This is a genomic window from Bacillus cereus group sp. MYBK216-1 (assembly GCF_051916495.1).
GTDB lineage: Bacteria > Bacillota > Bacilli > Bacillales > Bacillaceae_G > Bacillus_A > Bacillus_A thuringiensis_K.
In genome coordinates this window covers 135,420-153,064 of record NZ_JBQAGT010000001.1, presented here as the reverse complement: position 1 = coordinate 153,064, position 17,645 = coordinate 135,420, and the positions used below count along the sequence as shown (strand labels likewise).

Below are 17,645 nucleotides of genomic sequence, written 5' to 3'. Positions count from 1 at the left end.
GCACCTTCTTTTTTATTTAATTAATGTTTTACGTATTCTAAGCTTTCTTTTGCAATATACGCTTCTGTTACAGTAGGATTATCTGAAATAACTTTAACCCACGCTTTTCCATTTATTATCTCTTCACCAGTAACTGTGACAACTACATTTGTATTTAAACGATACAGTCGCTCATTTGATATACTAGGATTCTTTTTCACTTCCACGTTATTCATCACACGTGCAAGTTTGTACTTGTTGTATTCTTTTTTACCTAAATAAGAATCAAAACGGTTCATATGCCCCGCTACTTTTTTACCCCAGTTCGCATCAGATGCATATTTCGCATTTAAACCAGCAGCTTTATCACCTGTATATGTTGCTGTATAACGCCAATGTCCTGGATTTAAATATCCTTCATTCATGTATAATTTTGCTGCATGTTCAATACAATCTTCTTTTGAATTGAATGCTTCTCCGTTACCATACGGACTATCGTCTGTTGCTTTTAAACCAAATAAATTATTTTTGTCTTTTGCAAGAGCGCTTGTTCCATAATAACTTTCATGAATTGCTAATGAATATAAGAATAATGCATTTACATTATACTTGCTTTCTACTTCTTTAAATTTCTTTCCTAAACCAATTAATGGAGAGTCTGGTTTAATCGATTTCACATAACTATCTAGTTGTTCAGCTGTATAATCTGTTTTCGAACGTAATGATAAATAATTGAAATATTGATAGAAAGTTTCGTCTCCAAATGTCTTTCCATCTACACTATACATTTGCTGTCCTTGCTTCATGAAAGAAGGTGCCACACCATATCTAAATTCTGTATATCCAGGTGAACTTGTATTATATGTATAATATTTATGGTATAAATATCCATCTGATTTCATATAATAAGACGACTGTTTCATTTCATTTGTAGGAATTAAAGTGATTTCATTCTTCTTCACATAACCTGTCAAACCAGAAAGTTGAACTTTCACACGATCTTCGCCAACTTCTAACACTTTCAATTCTGTTCCATACTGAATATACGTATATACTGTTGACAAATTCTCATCATAAATATTAATGATGTTTTGCCCAGTTATTCTTTTTGCACTTGCAAAACCATCTTTAATCCATAAAAATTCGTTCTCGTATTTTACCGCATTCATACCTTTATTTTGAGCAGCCGTAACCGCTTCTTTATACGTATTATAGCGCTCTACTTCTTGCTCTGTTCCGTTTTCTCTTACATTTGTCACAACATATTTCTTAGTTTCTACAGGATTGCTATTTCCGTTTTTTTCAATCGTCTGAAGCATGCGATCCAACATAGCTGAAGCCATCCCTCTTGTAGCTGATAAATGTGGTCTAAATGTATTATCTTCTGGATACCCTTTAATAATTTGAGTAGCCACCATAACTTGTACATGCTCTTTATAGTTAATACTATCTTTATCAGTAAAGGTAAGCGGACTTACAGCTACTTTAATATTTTTATAGTCTAACGCTCGCTTTACCATTATCGACATTTCTTCACGTGTAATCACATCATTTGGTGAGAATGTCTCGTTCGTACGACCATTAATAATTTTCGCTCCATATGCTCTACTTACACCATCATATAAACCGTAAGTCTTCGGCACATCCTCGAAATTCGAATCAGCTTTCGGTAAATTTAAAGCCCTTGCTATGAATGTAGCAAACTCTGCCCTTGTTACTAATTTATCAGGCGCATATACATTGTCTCCATACCCCATTAAAACTCCTTTAGTAATAAGTGAGCGCATATTCGTCTCAAACATATGTCCTGTAATATCATCATTTGCCGCATAACTTGAAATAGGAGTTAAAAGTAATGATCCCGTTAATGCCACTGCTGTTATACCTTTTGAAAAAGTCTTCAAGTTTACCCTCCTCGTAATCTACGAATTTATTATCACAAATTTGATTATATAATAATCGCAATCATTTTAGCATAATAAATAGGAATTAAAATAAAACGTTTTTGTAATTAGAATTTTCATTAAATTCAAAACAAAAATAAAAGACACTTTACTTTTTTAATAAAGTGCCTTTTTCCATATGATCAATGAGTTTCTTTGTTGCCTGTTTGCCTTGCAACCGAAGCTCATCTATTGTCAATTGTAACTCTTGCTGCACAGTTCCTTGTTGCATTAATTGCTTTTTCGCAATTTCATATAAATACTCAGCACTCCATTCGCCATCCACACTTCCTATAACTGGCTGATTCACTTGACTTAAAAACGAATCAATTTTCGGATCGTATGAAATCCCGACCATTGGAGTTTTGGCTACAGCAGAAAAAACTAGTGCATGAAGACGCATACCAATTAGTAATGAACATTGTGATAAAATGAATATTTTCTCGTCGATATCCATTTTATATGGAAGCATATACGTCTCTTCTCCCATTAAGTCTACTACTTCACGCGAAGCTTTTTGATCAAATGGCTCATGCATTGGAACAAATAGAATTTGGTATCCTTCTTGCTTTAATTTTTTTAATGCCTCAGCTAATTTTTTTATATAATCTTCTTTTGCATTCCAATAACGCACACTAACCGCAATTACTTTTCCATGTATCGAATGCTTTTGCAACCAATCCGATTGTTTTGTCCGTTTCCATGTTAAAACAGGGTCTGGAACAATTTCAATATCGTTTTTTATGCCAAGTTCTTTTAAATATAAAAACGAATCCTCATCTCGAACTGATACGTAGGAAGCTTTTGACAAGTTCCATTTTACTAATAAACGATTATATCCTTTTGTAATTGGACCTATTCCTTGTGAATAAATATAATACGGCTTTTTTAATAATCGAGCGAGTCCCATAATACCCGTATAATATAGAATACTCTTCGTACTTGTCTGATCTTGAAGAAGGCTCCCGCCACCGCTAATAACTCCATCACTGTTTTTGATTGCATGATAAACAGCTTTTATATCCCAGCGATCTACCGATTCTACACCATACATTTCCTTTGTATATTTAGAATCATTTGATAGTACTACTAGTTCTATATCCGGGTTCTCTTTACTTAACGATTCAATAATTGATTGTAGAATCGCCTCGTCTCCAACATTATAAAAACCATAATATCCTGATAAGACTAAACGCACCCTAAATCTCCTCCAAAACTAGGTAACCGTTTATTTCATCTAACATAAACTGGTACCCATTCCTTACCTAAACACTTGATACCCTACATAGTTTCCTCTTTATCAGCTCATATGAATTATAATAAAAAATTAAATTTCTATATTTATCTTTTCAAAAATGGTATTTTGTTTATTGATATCCATTTTAATTTCAAAGCACATACACCATACAAAATGGTTGTAATACTTAATGCTATACCACTGAATAATAACGTCATAATTCTTGAAGATGTAACATCTATCACATTACATAGTTCATACAATCCTAGTCCCAAAATACATGCTATTGCTAGCACACCAAAAAAGCTTTTTAAATGAATAGAATAGGCAATATAGCTTCGAATATACAAATGATTTACAATACAAATCAATACGTAAGTAATTAGTGTACTATACGCCGCTCCATCTATGCCAAACTTCTGCACGAACATCATGTTTAACACGACTTTCACACAACTCGCACCAATAACAATCCATGCAGCTTGTGCAGAACGGTTAATGCCCTGTAAAACACCTATTGATAATACCATAACCGCAGTAAAATACGAACTGCCAATCATAACTGTTAACATACTACTGCCTTTTACGTCTGTGAACAATCCGACATTTAACGGTACTGTTAATGCCATCAACCATATTGTTAACGGTGCTGTCAAAACATGCGCTAGTCGATTTGTATTTTGAATTGTTATTTTCGCCAAATTTATATCTCTTTTGGCCAATGCGGAAGTTAAGAGTGGTATTAATGGAAATACAATTGCACTTGCAAAAATAACAATTATTTGCGTGAATGCAAAACCGCGACTGTATATTCCAAATTGTTCTTGAATTTCTGTTGATGATCCTTGTAATACATGCGGTATTGTAAGCGAGTCTACTAAATTTAAAAGTGGCATTGATAAAGCTCCGATAGCGATTGGGATCGATACCCGCAATATCTTTTTGCCGTTTTCTCTTAAATCTCGGAGCGAATAGGAATTGCTTTTATTGTAGTATGGACTTCTATTATATTTTATACGCAAATATATAAGCGAACTAATGACTCCAAGAAAAGAGCCAACCATCGCACCACTAGTAATAACAGTATTACTCTTATCCCATGATACTAGTATGTAAGCAATTATTAACATAAAAAACACACGTACAAATTGCTCAATGACCTGTGATACCCCTGTTGGTTTCATATCACCGAAACCTTGAAAATACCCTCTATACACCGCCATGTATGGCGCAATGAGTAATGCTAATGAAGTAATAAGCAACGGCATTCTAGTTTCTTGTCCACCAAGCATATTCGCAATTTCAATAGAAAATAATACAATGACTAAACAGCCGAAAACGCCAAATGCTATCCCAATAATTGACGCTGATTTAAATAATTTCGCAATTTCCTTTTGCTTATTTTTTTCGTTCAACTCTGCAATTAGTTTCGAAATTGCAAGTGGAACTCCGGCTACCGATAATGTAAGAGCAATCATATATACAGGAAAAACAAGGCGAAAAATACCGAGCACTTCATCTCCTGCAATATTTTGTAATGGAATTTGAAAAAAACTACCAAGCAATTTCGACAAAAAAGTTGTAATGGTTAAAATTGCTGCTCCTTTTACAAATGTTTTATTCATATTTTTTCTCTTTTCTTTTATACATATACTCTCAAACATATTGTTTTAAGCGATAGGGATTCATTTTATCCCATTGGTTATCATAACAAATTTATTATAGGTTGAATACTTGGTTTTTTTTTCAAAATAGAAAAGCGAACCCATTTAAGCCTGTCTCTTCACAATATTTTTCTAATTCCTTCCATTATATATGTACACACTATAAGCGTTTCTGTTACGCCAAAAGAGCCCTTCCTCTCTGTCACTGCGATACATATTACTAAAAACATTATAAAAACATCCCACAACTCTACATTATAATTTATGTAAAATTGTGAGATATTCTAATTACTATCTAAACACTTAAGATTTTCAATTGCTCTTTCTGTTCATCGCTTGCCATTACTGCGATTGTTTTTTCAATACTCGGATGTACTTGCTCAAGCTTTACACTTGCTCCTACTTTATTTGATTGCTCAACAAAATTTAATAATGCCATAGCTCCTGATACATCCATATAACGCACATCTTTCATACGTAAAACAACCGGTGACTTCACATCTTGTAAAGTAGAGAAAATACGATCTACTGATAGGAAAGAGAGCGGCCCTTGAATTGTGTACGTTTCTTCTTTTTCTTTTACGATAGAAGTTTTACGTTCTTTACATTTCACCATATATATGATGAACGAAAGAATAATACCGAAGGCAACAGCAATCATTAAATCGAACTTCACCGTTACAATCATCGTTACGAGCATAACAACGACATCACCTTTAGGAGCGACATGCATCTTTTTCATGCTTCCCCAATCGAACATTCCAATACCAGTTAAAATTAAAATACCTGATAATACAGCAAGTGGAATATATTGTACGACCGAACCAAGACCCATAATAAAAATAAATAAGATAACACTATGCATACATGCCGAAAGTGCCGTTTTACCGCCACTTCTTATATTCACGATAGACCTTACAGTCGCACCTGCACCTGCTAATCCGCCAAACAATCCGCTCATCATATTACCGATACCTTGTCCAACGAGCTCTTTATTACTTTTATGACGTGTACCTGTCACATTATCCATTACGACCGATGTTAACAACGAGTCAATCGACCCTAACAAAGCAATACTAAGCGCTGGTAAAATAAGTGCTGCTATTCCTGTTCCACTTAAAGATGGAATATGAAGTGTAGGCATCGCTTCTGGAATAGTTCCAATCTTTTCAATTACTTTATTTAGTGAAAGATTTCCGATAATCGGTAACTTTACTGTAAGTCCTTCGAGTAGAGAAGAAAATAAAGGAAGCAAAGCTGTCACACCGACTAGTGCTACTAAACTAGACGGAATCACCTTAATCCATTTGCCAGAAACAATCATTACAATAATCGTTAACACAACAAGTAGAAAACTATTTTGTACGTGTTTTATTTCGCCTAAAATAATGATTAATGCAATACCATTCATAAATCCTGAAACGACAGGATACGGAATATATCGAACGTAAGAACCGAGCTTACATACACCGAATAAAATTTGAAATAATCCTGCCATCATAAAGGCAATAAAACTTGCCTCTAACCCGTGCGTCGCAATAACTCCTGTTGCAATAACGGTAATCGGTCCAGTTGGCCCTGTTACTTGCCCAGGTGTCCCGCCAAATAACGCTGCGAATAAACCTGCAAAAATTGCACCATACAATCCAACAAGCGCTCCCTCAGACGTTCCTGTCGCAGCAATACCAAACGCAATCGCAAGTGGTAACGCAACAATCGCAACAGTAAATCCTGCTAAACATTCCTTTGCTATTTTTTGAAACATAAAAAAACCACCTTTGTATAAAGTCCATGTTCCATTGTACACCTAAAAAGATACATTCGTTAGCTCACTTTTTACATTCTCGTGACGTAAACGCATTCAACGAAAAGTTTTCCCCTTATCTTTGGAAACAATTGCAACTATGCTATAATGAACAAATTAAATCTTTTACTATATACTTGGAGGCACTATGCTAACTTTTGAAGAAAAATTATCGATTATTGAATCTTTCCCAGAACTAGAAAGAAAGAACGTATCATTAAAACGTGTAAACTTCCACTTTGAAGAAAGTCGTTTAGATAAAAAGAACGTTGTATTTCATTTACATCCAAATGGAAATGGATTTGTATATGCAAGCGGTATTAAAGGTTATAAAACAGATGATAAAGGTATGGTTAACATTCGTGAGTTTTCAGCAGAGGAGTTACGTTCAGTAATTGAGAAATCAATTGACCTTCTATCACAAGAAGAGGTAGTAGCACCTGTAGAACCTGCGAAAGAAGAAGAATGGCAGAACGAAGATGGTCATATTCTTACTCTTATTTCAGAGGATGACATGTGGAACGTGTACGCTGGTGTAAACTTAGACGGTACATTCAACTCTTATCCAGAAGCTGCGGAATACCTTGATGAAGAAGGCTTTTCACGCAAATAAAAATAGAAACCTATTTCATTAAACGACTTTTATAGTAATCAAAGAAGACACTTAAGGTGTCTTTTTTTGTTATATAAACTCCTTTCTCACACTATCTCTATTAATTTTCATAAGATGATTTAGAGGAGGTTTATATGAATACAACTGCTAAATTAATAAATTGGAAAGAACATGGCGATATGATTATTCTAGAATGTGAATTAAATGGAAAACGCTTCGAGATATCAACATATAAACAACGAATATATAATGCACACCTTTTATCAGATGACGTTTATATTCGTTTAGACTCATCTGATAATATAATTGGAATAAATATTTATAAAAAGTAAGAAAAGCCCCCTATTCCGTAGGTGGGCTTTATCTTTATTACACAATATTAGAGTATACTCTCTTTTTTCATACATTTTATGTAATTATACATATTCATTAAAAAATACACTAAATGAATATTACATGTAGTAAAATATAACTTGTGGGCACGTTCTATAAAGCAGATTCTTTTAAAAGGCGTAACATATCAATTATTATAGGGGATGTGGCGTCACTTCGATATTGATCTCAAATCTCTTGTCTTTTGTGAACTAACAATCTAGTGTATATAGACGATTCTGCTTTATAGTGTGTGTTTACACTCATAACAAAGGGGTAATGGTAATACGGATAGATTCCGATTCGTATGAAATGAAATGGTTCAAGTCGGAGAGAGGCACCTTAAGGTGTCTTTTCTTTTTGGACATTACATCCATTTTGTTTTTCCACCTTATTTCAAATGCGCTAATTAACCTTCACCAAGAAGAAACGAGAATTAAGTAAATATAAAGTGATTGATATTCACTTAATTCTCAATCTCTATAAAGGAACAGGACATTTAAGAATTAACAAAGATATTGTTTCTTCGGTTTAATCTCTTACAGAACAAGGGACAAAAATCCCATAGGTATGAGGCACCCTTCATTTTCTATTTTTTGCCCCTTTCAACGATTCCCTCAGCACAAACTTCTGCAACTTACCGCTCGCATTACGCGGAAGTTCATCTACAAATAAATAATGACGCGGACGTTTATAATCTGCTAGTTCATCACTTTCTTTGCAATACGTTTCTAAATCAGCTTCAGTTATTGTTTCATCTTTCTTCACAATAACTGCTACAACACGCTCTCCCCATAATTCATCTGGCTCACCAAGTACCGCCACATCTAATATACCAGGATGACTATGAAGGAAATCTTCAATTTCACGAGGATAAATATTTACGCCACCGCTAATTACCATATCATCAACGCGATCAGCAACGAATAAATAACCGTCTTTATCAAAATAGCCTAGATCACCAGAATGATACCATCCTTTATACATCGATTTTTTATTCGCTTCTTCACGATTATGATAGCCAGCCATCATAGTTGGGCCGCGCAAAATAATTTCTCCCACTTCATAAGGAGGTAATACATCCTCTGGTTCTGCCGGTGCATCCTCGTTCGGTTTCACAATACGAACTTCATGGCTAAAGCATGGCGTGCCTGCTGAACCAGCTTTCGTAATTTGATCCTCCTCTACGAGAAACGCAACAACTGGTCCCATTTCTGTCATTCCGTATATTTGAACAAGATCAATATAAAGGCGTTCTTTACATTCCTTCACTAACGCCGGTGCCATTGCTGCTCCGCCGTATATACCAATCTTCATCGAAGTTAAATCATACTGAGCTAAATCTTTTTGCAACAACATATTCCACATCGTCGGCGCTGCAAAGAACGTCGTAATCTTTTCTTCTTGAATCGTATGTAATACTGTTTCTGTATCAAAATGATGCAAAATAACATTCTTTCCACCAACTTGAATGCGTGGTATGATTCCGGCATTTAATTCACCACAGTGATATAAAGGCGCCACAACAAGCCCTACACTATCTCTATTATATTTAAGGAAATACGTACAAATCATACTATGCTCAGTCATTTCACGATGACGATGTAATACGCCTTTCGGATGACCTGTCGTACCGCTCGTATAAAGCATTGAACAATAATCCATTTCATCAATTTCGATATTTACTTTCTCAGAAGATGCTGCATTCACTTTTTCATGGTAGGAACTTGCATAGGAAGGTTTATCGTTTTCTATAGACCAAAAAGATGTATTTGGAAAATCTCTTTCAATTATAGCAACAGTTGACTCAACTGCTTTTTCAAAGACAACGACTTTCGAGGATGCGTCCTGAAGAATATAAGATACTTCTTTTGCTTTTAAGCGGAAATTAATCGGGTTAAAGATCGCTCCAATTTTCGCACAGGCTAAGTAAACGTTTACAAATTCACGGCAATTATATAAGTAAACAGATACAGTATCTCCCTTTCTTACTCCGTCTTCTAATAGAGCGTGCGCTGTTTTATTTATTTGTTCATCCCACTGTTTATACGTCCAGCGAATATTCTTTTCAGGTTCCACTAACGCCTCTTTATTCGGATACTTACCAACTGATAAATCAAAAATTCTCCCTATCGTCATGTACATGCCAACAATTTCCCCCTTTTCTCTTTCATAAATCTATCATTTCGTCCATAAGTAGACATTGTCCTTTAATGATTTGACTAATTTTTCTGATTATTATCGACATAGTTTTACATACGGTGCCGCTAGAAGGTAAATGAAATTATATCAGCGATTTTCCAGGTATATCGACCGTAACTTGAAATATATCAGCGCAACTCGAATTATATCAGCGATTTTTCGAATATATCGACTTACCGACAAAAACTGACAAGATATAATCGGACCGCCCATTACTGCAGGATAAAAAAGAGGTTGTTCCGACTCGGAACAACCTCTTTCTTCTTATGCAAATAGCTCTTCTAAAATTTTCAGTTTGTCTTCTGTATATTTTACGAAGCCATCGTTATATGATTTTGGATCTTTCGGATTTGCGAAGTGCGTAATTGCCCCCGTCTTCGGGTGAACAAATTTACTTGATGCACCACAGCCAAGTCCGATAATCGATTGTACTTCTTCCATAATAACAATGTTGTAAATACTTTCTTGCGTCGGCATTGCATAACCAACGTTCTCTAAGTTACCTAAAATATTCTTTTGACGATATAGGTAATATGGTACGTAATTATGCTTTTGCGTCCACTCTTCTGCTTCGTGCATCATCGCTGTAATTTCTTCGCGACCTGCTACTTTATATTTACGTTTGTTTTGCGTCATTTCAGAAGCACGTTTAAATGATAACGTATGAACTGTTAATGATTCTGGCATTAACTTTTCTGTTTCATCTAACGTATGCTTGAAGATATCTAACCCTTCACCAGGAAGACCAATAATTAAGTCCATATTAATATTGTTCATTCCCATTTCACGAGCTAAATGGTATTTCTCAATTGTTTCTTCTACAGTATGATGACGTCCAATTGCTTTTAGTGTCTCTTGATGGTATGACTGTGGATTAATACTAATACGGTCAATGTTCCATTTATTTAACACTTCTAGCTTTGCTGGCGTGATCGTATCTGGGCGACCTGCCTCAACTGTTACTTCACGCACATTTTTCACATCTGGGAACGCTTCATACATTTCTTCATACAGCATATCCATCTCTTCTGCTGTAATACTTGTAGGTGTACCGCCGCCGTAATAAATCGTCGTAACTTTTACACCTTTTTCTTTTAAAAACTTACCAATTTCACGAACTTCATAATGTAAACCACCCAAGAACGAATCAACAGAGCCTTGGCGTCCATTAATCGCATAAGCCGGGAATGTACAATATGCACATTTCGTTGGGCAGAACGGAATACCGATATAAATACTTACTTCTTCTTTCAAACGGTATAAATCCGGAACAACTGCTAATTGGCAATCAACAATGCGCTGAAGAAGTTCAATTTTCTCTTCATGAATTAAATAACTTTCACGAAGCTCTTGATGCGCTTCTTCTTTTGACATACCATTTTGAAGCATTTTATGAAGAAGTTTCGTCGGACGTACTCCCGTTAAAATACCCCAGCTTTGTTCAATACCAGTTAACTGCTGAAGAACAGAAAGATATACATAAGAAACAACGTGCTTCACTTGCTTCATACGCTCTTTTTCATCTGTGAAAGCAGATAAATCTTTCGAGAATGTTTCTTCATACACATTTCCTGTGCTAACATCCGTTAATCGAGCGGATGCTTTCACATTATCCTCAATGTGTATATCAACGATAAGATTCGCTTCCTCTTGTTCAAATCCAATCGTACTATCTTCAAAAAATAAGCCGCCAATATTTTGTAGCGGACGTAAAAAACGATCATCTTGTAACGTTTTAATTGAAATTAACAACATTATCACCTTTTCATTTGCAAACTCTCTTTAGTTTACTTGAAGGGCGTTTACAGGTCAATACAGAAGGTTTTACCTGTTTCTCTTACATTTTTTCAAATAATTCTTTTTATGAATATCGCTCATGTATATAGACATCATCATTTTCTCTTGTTAAAATTTATTAGTACTAAAATCTATACATAGTGAAAATACAATATAAAAAGGAGGAATGTTAACACTAGATTCCATAATCTAATGTGTTAAAAAAAATATGAAAAAGAAATTTTATAGTGTTTTAACTCTCTCTCTTGCATTACAAACTGTTCTTGCACCTACTTATTCATTTGCAGAGAGTGCTGAAAAATCCGCTGAAGTATATACGGAAGATCAAGTTTTTAAAAGTATTAAAGAGCATGTTAATGAGCATAGTACTCATGAAGAAGATATCGAGGTTACTGGTCAATTCCTACTATACACTTCAAAAAAACATTCATTATATACCGCGAATGATTTAAAAAACAAATCGAATATCGAGATTACAGAACAAGTCGTAACGGCGACAAAGAAAAAAGGAAATGCTTATTACATAACGACGCCAACTGGCGCTGGATGGATAGATAACAATGATAATAGCTTAGAAGTTCAAGAGATTCATAAACTATCTAATCAAAAATTAATCGTAAAAGAAGAAGCTTCCATACATGCCCTTCCGTTCCAATCATTTAAAGAAGAAGGGAAACTACAGCCACAAGTCATAACTCCTACTGAACAAGCTGGAAATTGGTTTAAAGTCCAAATAAATGAAACAGCAAAATGGATTTATGCACCTGCTGCTACATTTGAAGGTACAAAAGCTTCATTATTAAAAAACAGTCGTACTGCTAAAAATAGTTTATTGAGATCGCCAGAAGCTCTACAAACAAACAATATTTATGGCGTTACATTTAAAGAAATGATTGTCCCAAAAGGAAATGATGATATTCGCCCTGGCTACCCAATGGTACCTAAATATATTACGATTCACGAAACGGCTAATACAGCGAAAGGTGCCAATGCTCTAAATCATGCAAAATTCTTAGATAATCAAGCACGCGGAACAGCTGATCGCGCCGCATCTTGGCATTTCACAGTAGATGATAAAGAAATTTATCAACATCTTCCAGTAAATGAAGTTGGATGGCATGCTGGAAATAAAACTGGAAACTATGAATCTATCGGAATTGAAATTGCCGTTAATCAAGATGGAAACTATGAAAAAGCGGTAGAAAATGCCCGTAAATTGGCAGCTTATTTAATGAACGACTTAAATATTTCTCTAGATAAGGTCCAAAAACACCAATTTTGGTCAGGAAAAAACTGCCCTGCGTTTATGATTCAACGCGGACAATGGGATGCTTTCTTAAAAGGAACTGAAACATACTATAAGGAAAACCAAAAAGATCCAGTAACTGATGACATTACAGGTGGATGGTATGAACAAGACATTCGTCAATTAGCAGCTAGAGGCATTATGCAAGGAGAAGGGAACGGCAAGTACTTCCCAGAACGTCTTGTAACGCGTGCTGAATTTGCTACACTAATTACTCGTGCTTTACAATTACCAAGTGGAAATGCTAATTTCACAGACTTAGAACAAGTACACCCATCGTTAAGAGACGGTATTAATCGTGCAGCAAGCGCAGGCATAATCCGCGGACGTGGTGATAATACATTTGATCCAAATACTACAATTACACGCGAAGAAGCTGTTATTATGATTGATCGTTCTCTAAAACACGCTGGTATTTTTGCAAAACAAGTTGAACTACCATTCGTAGACCAAAACTTAATTTACGCTAAAGAAGAAGTACAAAGAGTGTATGGATATGGAATTGTAAAAGGTAATGAATTTAATCAATTCGTACCAAAAGGACCATCACAACGTGCACACGCAGCTGCATTTATAAACAGAATGCTTAGCGTAATTGAAGCTTAACATATTTATCATTCCATATAGATATTTTCATTTTATCTGTATTCACTTAAAAGGCATCAGAGACTATATATCTCTGATGCCTTTTATACATCTGTTAGCTATTTTTAGCCATGAATCTTAAACGTATTCCTAATAACAGAAGCATAAAACCGATGAATGGAACGTAATTCGTATTGTGTCCTGTAGCTGGAAGTTGTTGATTATTAGAAGAACCTTGTCCTTTTTCTGGTAAATTAGGTTTTTCTACTCCCTCACCTGGTTTTTCTGTTTCTTCACCTGGCTTCTCTACTCCTTCACCTGGCTTCCCTGTTTCTTCACCTGGCTTCTCTACTCCTTCACCTGGCTTCTCTACTCCTTCACCTGGCTTTTCTGTTCCTTCACCTGGCTTCTCTACTCCTTCACCTGGCTTTTCTGTTCCTTCACCTGGTTTTTCCGGACCTTTTTCTGTATCTTTTTTATTTGTAATTTGAAGCTTTACAACTTCAATTTTTTCATTAGAAATCGTAAATTTCATTTCCTTATCGGATAAAGTATATCCTTCTGGCGCTTGGATTTCTTTTAAAGTGTAATCTCCTGGTTCTAACTTCTTAGAAGTCGCTTTACCGCTCTTGTTTGTTGTTAATGTGTCGATTTTTGTTCCGTCTTTCCAAATTTCAAACACTGCGCCTGCTAAAGTTTTATTTGTATTATTGGCATCTACCTTTGTAATTTCTAATTGACCTGTAATTTCTTCTTTCACTTTTTCATTCATAACTTCTTGTTTTACTACTTCGTTCGCTATAACATTTACTTCTACTGTTACTTCTAACGCCTTATAACCTTCTGGCGCTTTTGTTTCCTCTAACGTGTACTTTCCTGGCACTAATTTTTCGAATTTCACAACACCTTCTTTATTCGTTGTTTTCGCTTCTCCAACTACTTGACCAGCTTCGTTCTTTAATTTAAATTCTGCACCTGCTAGAACTGTTCCACTCTCTGCATCCTTTTTGGTTACTTGTAAGCTTCCTAGTTCTTTTGCGTTTTCTACTTGTACTTCTACTACTTTTTTTACTTCCACAACGACTTCAATCTCTTCTTTTAACAACTTATATCCTTGTGGTGCTTTCGTTTCTTTTAATGTGTATGTTCCTGGCTCTAATTTCTGAGAAATTACTTTACCTGTTTTATCTGTTCGTAACGTATCTACTTTCTTACCATCTTTATACACTTCAAATTCTGCGTCTGATAATACTTTCGTTTTATCTTCCGCATCTACTTTTACAATTTCGAATTGACCAAGGCTCTTACTGTTCGTTACTTTTACATCAACAACTTTTTCACCGTCAACTGTTACATGAATTATTTGTTTTGTTAACTCATAACCTTCTGGTGCTTTTGTTTCTTCTAACGTATATTCACCTGGCACAAGTCCGTCTACTTTAACCGTTCCAGACTTATCTGTTGTAATTCCTTCTTTTACAACATTTCCTTTCACATCTTTCAATGTAAATTGTGCGCCTGCTAAGCGTTTCGTTTGATCTTTATCATCCATTTTAATAATTTGTAGAGAACCTAAGATTTTTTCGTTTTCTGCCTCTACTTTTACTACTTCTTTCTCGTTTTGAATTGTTACTTTCCATTCTTTATTTGAAAGCTTGTAGCCCGCTGGTGCTTTCGTTTCTTTCACTGTGTATTCACCTAGCGGTAATTTCGGTGACATCACTTTTCCACTCTCATCTGTTTTTAGTTCTGCTACCTTTTTACCATCTTTATACACTTCGAATTCTGCACCTGATAACAATTTCGTTTTATCATTCGCATCTACTTTCACGATTTCAAATTGACCTGTTACTTTTTCATTCGTAACTTCTTGTTTTACTACTTCGTTCGCTACAACGTTTACTTCTACTGTTACTTCTAACGCCTTATAACCTTCTGGCGCTTTTGTTTCCTCTAACGTGTACTTTCCTGGCACTAAGTTTTCGAATTTCACAACACCTTCTTTATTCGTTGTTTTCGCTTCTCCAACTACTTGACCAGCTTCGTTCTTTAATTTAAATTCTGCACCTGCTAGAACTGTTCCACTCTCTGCATCCTTTTTGATTACTTGTAAGCTTCCTAGTTCTTTCGCATTTTCTATTTGTACTTCTACTAACTTGTTTGCTTCCACAACGACTTCAATTTCTTCTTTTAACAATTTATATCCTTGTGGTGCTTTCGTTTCTTTTAATGTATACTTTCCTGGTTCTAATTTCTGTGAAACTACTTTACCAGTTTTATCTGTTCGTAACGTATCTACTTTTTTACCATCTTTATACACTTCGCATTCTGCATCTGATAATACTTTCGTTTTATCTTCCGCATCTACTTTCACGATTTCGAATTGACCCGTTACTTTTTCGGGGATCTTTTTATTCATCACATCTACAGTCACTACTTTATTAGCCTCTACATCAATAGAAACTGAACTAGATGATAATTCATATCCTTTCGGTGCTTCTACTTCTTTTAATGTATAGCTTCCAACTGGAAGTTGTTTCGATAAGGCTTCACCTTTATCATCTGTAACAATTGTTTCCACAACTTTCCCATCTTTATCGATAACATCAAATTTTGCACCTGGTAGAAGTTGACCAGATTCACTATCTTTTTTCAATAATTTAAATTGGCCATTCTCTACTTTTCTCGTATTCTTCATAACAAGTTCAATTACGTTTGTATTATCAATTGTTACTTTGACTGGTGTATCAACTTTTATATATCCTTCTGGTGCATTTATTTCTTTTACAAAATAGTCACCAAATGGTAAATCTTTAACTTCCGCAATACCCTTTTCGTTTGTTGTAACAGTAGCCACAACGTTATTATCTTTGTCTATAACATCAAATTTTGCGTCTTTTAAAACAATATTTTCATCGTTTTCATCAACTTTTTTAATTTGTAAATGTCCTTTTTCAGCTGCTGGCTTATTCCACTTTGGCCAGTTAAATTTAAAGTTATGAACCTCAAAACCATCTCTTTGGTGTAATCCTCCAACATAGGCTTGTCCATTAATAGAACCACCTTTTGTTTCTACAACTGCATTAGGTGCAAACACACTACCTACTACACCATAACCTTTAGTTGTTATCTTTGTAGCATTAGGAAATACCCAAATTACCTTACTAGCTAACTCAGTAAAAGATGAATTAGGGTCGTATGCTTGAGATGTATTAATTAAATCCGTCGCCATCCCAGTATTTCTTGTATCATACAAAATTGCACCGCCACCAAAACTCACTTCTTCTGCATCTGAATAAATAACAATAAAGTCTTTATTCTCTACATTCGGAAGAAAAACGTCTTTTACATCAAATGTTTTCTTTCCCGTTTGGCCTGAAGAGACATAAATATTAGGGTTGTTTACATCTTCACCGATTCCAAAGCTCATATTAGGTTTTGGCTTATCAGTGTGTAGTTTACTTGCATCCCCAATTACACCATCGACGTCTTTTCTAAATTCTTTAAACTTAGCATCAATCTCCGCTTGCTCTTTATAAGAGATACGGTCATATGATGTTTTCATTGCGCCATCTGGGTCACCGTCTTTTGTCATCGTCACTGTTCCATCTTGAATAATTACTTGTCCTGCTCCCGCTTTCGTAAATTGACCGCCTAGTAATAATGATGGATATCCTTCATCTACCCAAGTTGCTCCAGCTAAGTTATTTGCTCCAGTTGCAGCCGCTACGACTGTATAACTTGATGCGTTCATATTTTTCTGAACAGCCATCGCACCTTCAATATCCGCACTCGTTGCACTATGATCTCCAAAAATGATGGCATTGTAATAAGATACATCACCTAAACCTTTTAATTCTGTTGTAGCTGCCTCTGCTTTAAATGGTAAGTGGATTAAAAAATTCATACATATTAGTAATGCAACTATTAAACTACTACTTAACTTTTTAATTTTTTGATTAAATGATTTCCTCAAGAAATTCATTCCCCCTTTTAAACTTCCTAAAATCACAAAAAGAAGTACATATCATATGTACCAAACCTTACTCACATTAACTTAAAATAATCCATTTAAATAAAACAAAGAAACACTACAACTACTTAATAAGATTGCTACAATTCATTTTTGAAATAATACGTGAA

The 17,645-nt window shown here is 35.0% G+C and carries 10 protein-coding genes; 3 read left to right on the top strand and 7 right to left on the bottom strand.

The window, feature by feature from the left end; all coding sequences use genetic code 11:
* Nucleotides 1–20: 20 nt before the first annotated feature.
* The 4 genes from ACTFRH_RS00825 to ACTFRH_RS00810 all read right to left on the bottom strand — a co-directional run bounded on the left by ACTFRH_RS00825 (nucleotide 21) and on the right by ACTFRH_RS00810 (nucleotide 6,588).
* Nucleotides 21–1,883 (bottom strand): S-layer homology domain-containing protein, encoded by a 1,863-nt coding sequence (locus tag ACTFRH_RS00825; RefSeq protein WP_000847505.1) that lies wholly within the window; start codon nucleotides 1,881–1,883, stop codon nucleotides 21–23.
* 148 nt (nucleotides 1,884–2,031) lie between these two features.
* On the bottom strand, nucleotides 2,032–3,120 hold the full coding sequence (gene csaB / locus ACTFRH_RS00820) for a polysaccharide pyruvyl transferase CsaB (RefSeq protein WP_001241595.1): 1,089 nt from the start codon (nucleotides 3,118–3,120) through the stop codon (nucleotides 2,032–2,034).
* A 143-nt stretch (nucleotides 3,121–3,263) separates the two neighbouring features.
* On the bottom strand, nucleotides 3,264–4,784 hold the full coding sequence (locus tag ACTFRH_RS00815; protein ID WP_001044003.1) for a putative polysaccharide biosynthesis protein: 1,521 nt from the start codon (nucleotides 4,782–4,784) through the stop codon (nucleotides 3,264–3,266).
* Nucleotides 4,785–5,118: 334 nt separating this feature from the next.
* Complete coding sequence (locus tag ACTFRH_RS00810; protein WP_000486671.1) at nucleotides 5,119–6,588, bottom strand: SulP family inorganic anion transporter; 1,470 nt, start codon at nucleotides 6,586–6,588, stop codon at nucleotides 5,119–5,121.
* A 187-nt stretch (nucleotides 6,589–6,775) separates the two neighbouring features.
* Between ACTFRH_RS00810 and ACTFRH_RS00805 the strand changes: the two genes are divergently transcribed.
* Both ACTFRH_RS00805 and ACTFRH_RS00800 read left to right on the top strand, forming a co-directional pair.
* On the top strand, nucleotides 6,776–7,240 hold the full coding sequence (locus tag ACTFRH_RS00805) for a hypothetical protein (protein ID WP_000954998.1): 465 nt from the start codon (nucleotides 6,776–6,778) through the stop codon (nucleotides 7,238–7,240).
* Nucleotides 7,241–7,374: 134 nt separating this feature from the next.
* On the top strand, nucleotides 7,375–7,572 hold the full coding sequence (locus ACTFRH_RS00800) for a hypothetical protein (RefSeq protein WP_001098260.1): 198 nt from the start codon (nucleotides 7,375–7,377) through the stop codon (nucleotides 7,570–7,572).
* A gap of 622 nt (nucleotides 7,573–8,194) precedes the next feature.
* On the opposite strand, the gene ACTFRH_RS00795 is transcribed toward ACTFRH_RS00800, so the two are convergent.
* Both ACTFRH_RS00795 and ACTFRH_RS00790 read right to left on the bottom strand, forming a co-directional pair.
* Nucleotides 8,195–9,757: a fatty acid--CoA ligase gene (locus tag ACTFRH_RS00795; protein ID WP_000281981.1), complete on the bottom strand. Its 1,563-nt coding sequence runs from the start codon at nucleotides 9,755–9,757 to the stop codon at nucleotides 8,195–8,197.
* A gap of 321 nt (nucleotides 9,758–10,078) precedes the next feature.
* On the bottom strand, nucleotides 10,079–11,569 hold the full coding sequence (locus ACTFRH_RS00790; protein ID WP_001999181.1) for a coproporphyrinogen III oxidase: 1,491 nt from the start codon (nucleotides 11,567–11,569) through the stop codon (nucleotides 10,079–10,081).
* Between the two features lie 250 nt (nucleotides 11,570–11,819).
* Between ACTFRH_RS00790 and ACTFRH_RS00785 the strand changes: the two genes are divergently transcribed.
* Nucleotides 11,820–13,523, top strand: a complete 1,704-nt coding sequence (locus tag ACTFRH_RS00785) for an S-layer homology domain-containing protein (protein ID WP_000726525.1) — start codon at nucleotides 11,820–11,822, stop codon at nucleotides 13,521–13,523.
* 94 nt (nucleotides 13,524–13,617) lie between these two features.
* Here ACTFRH_RS00785 and ACTFRH_RS00780 read toward each other — a convergent pair whose 3' ends face one another.
* Nucleotides 13,618–17,478, bottom strand: a complete 3,861-nt coding sequence (locus tag ACTFRH_RS00780; RefSeq protein WP_440048803.1) for a SpaA isopeptide-forming pilin-related protein — start codon at nucleotides 17,476–17,478, stop codon at nucleotides 13,618–13,620.
* Between the last annotated feature and the right edge of the window lie 167 nt (nucleotides 17,479–17,645).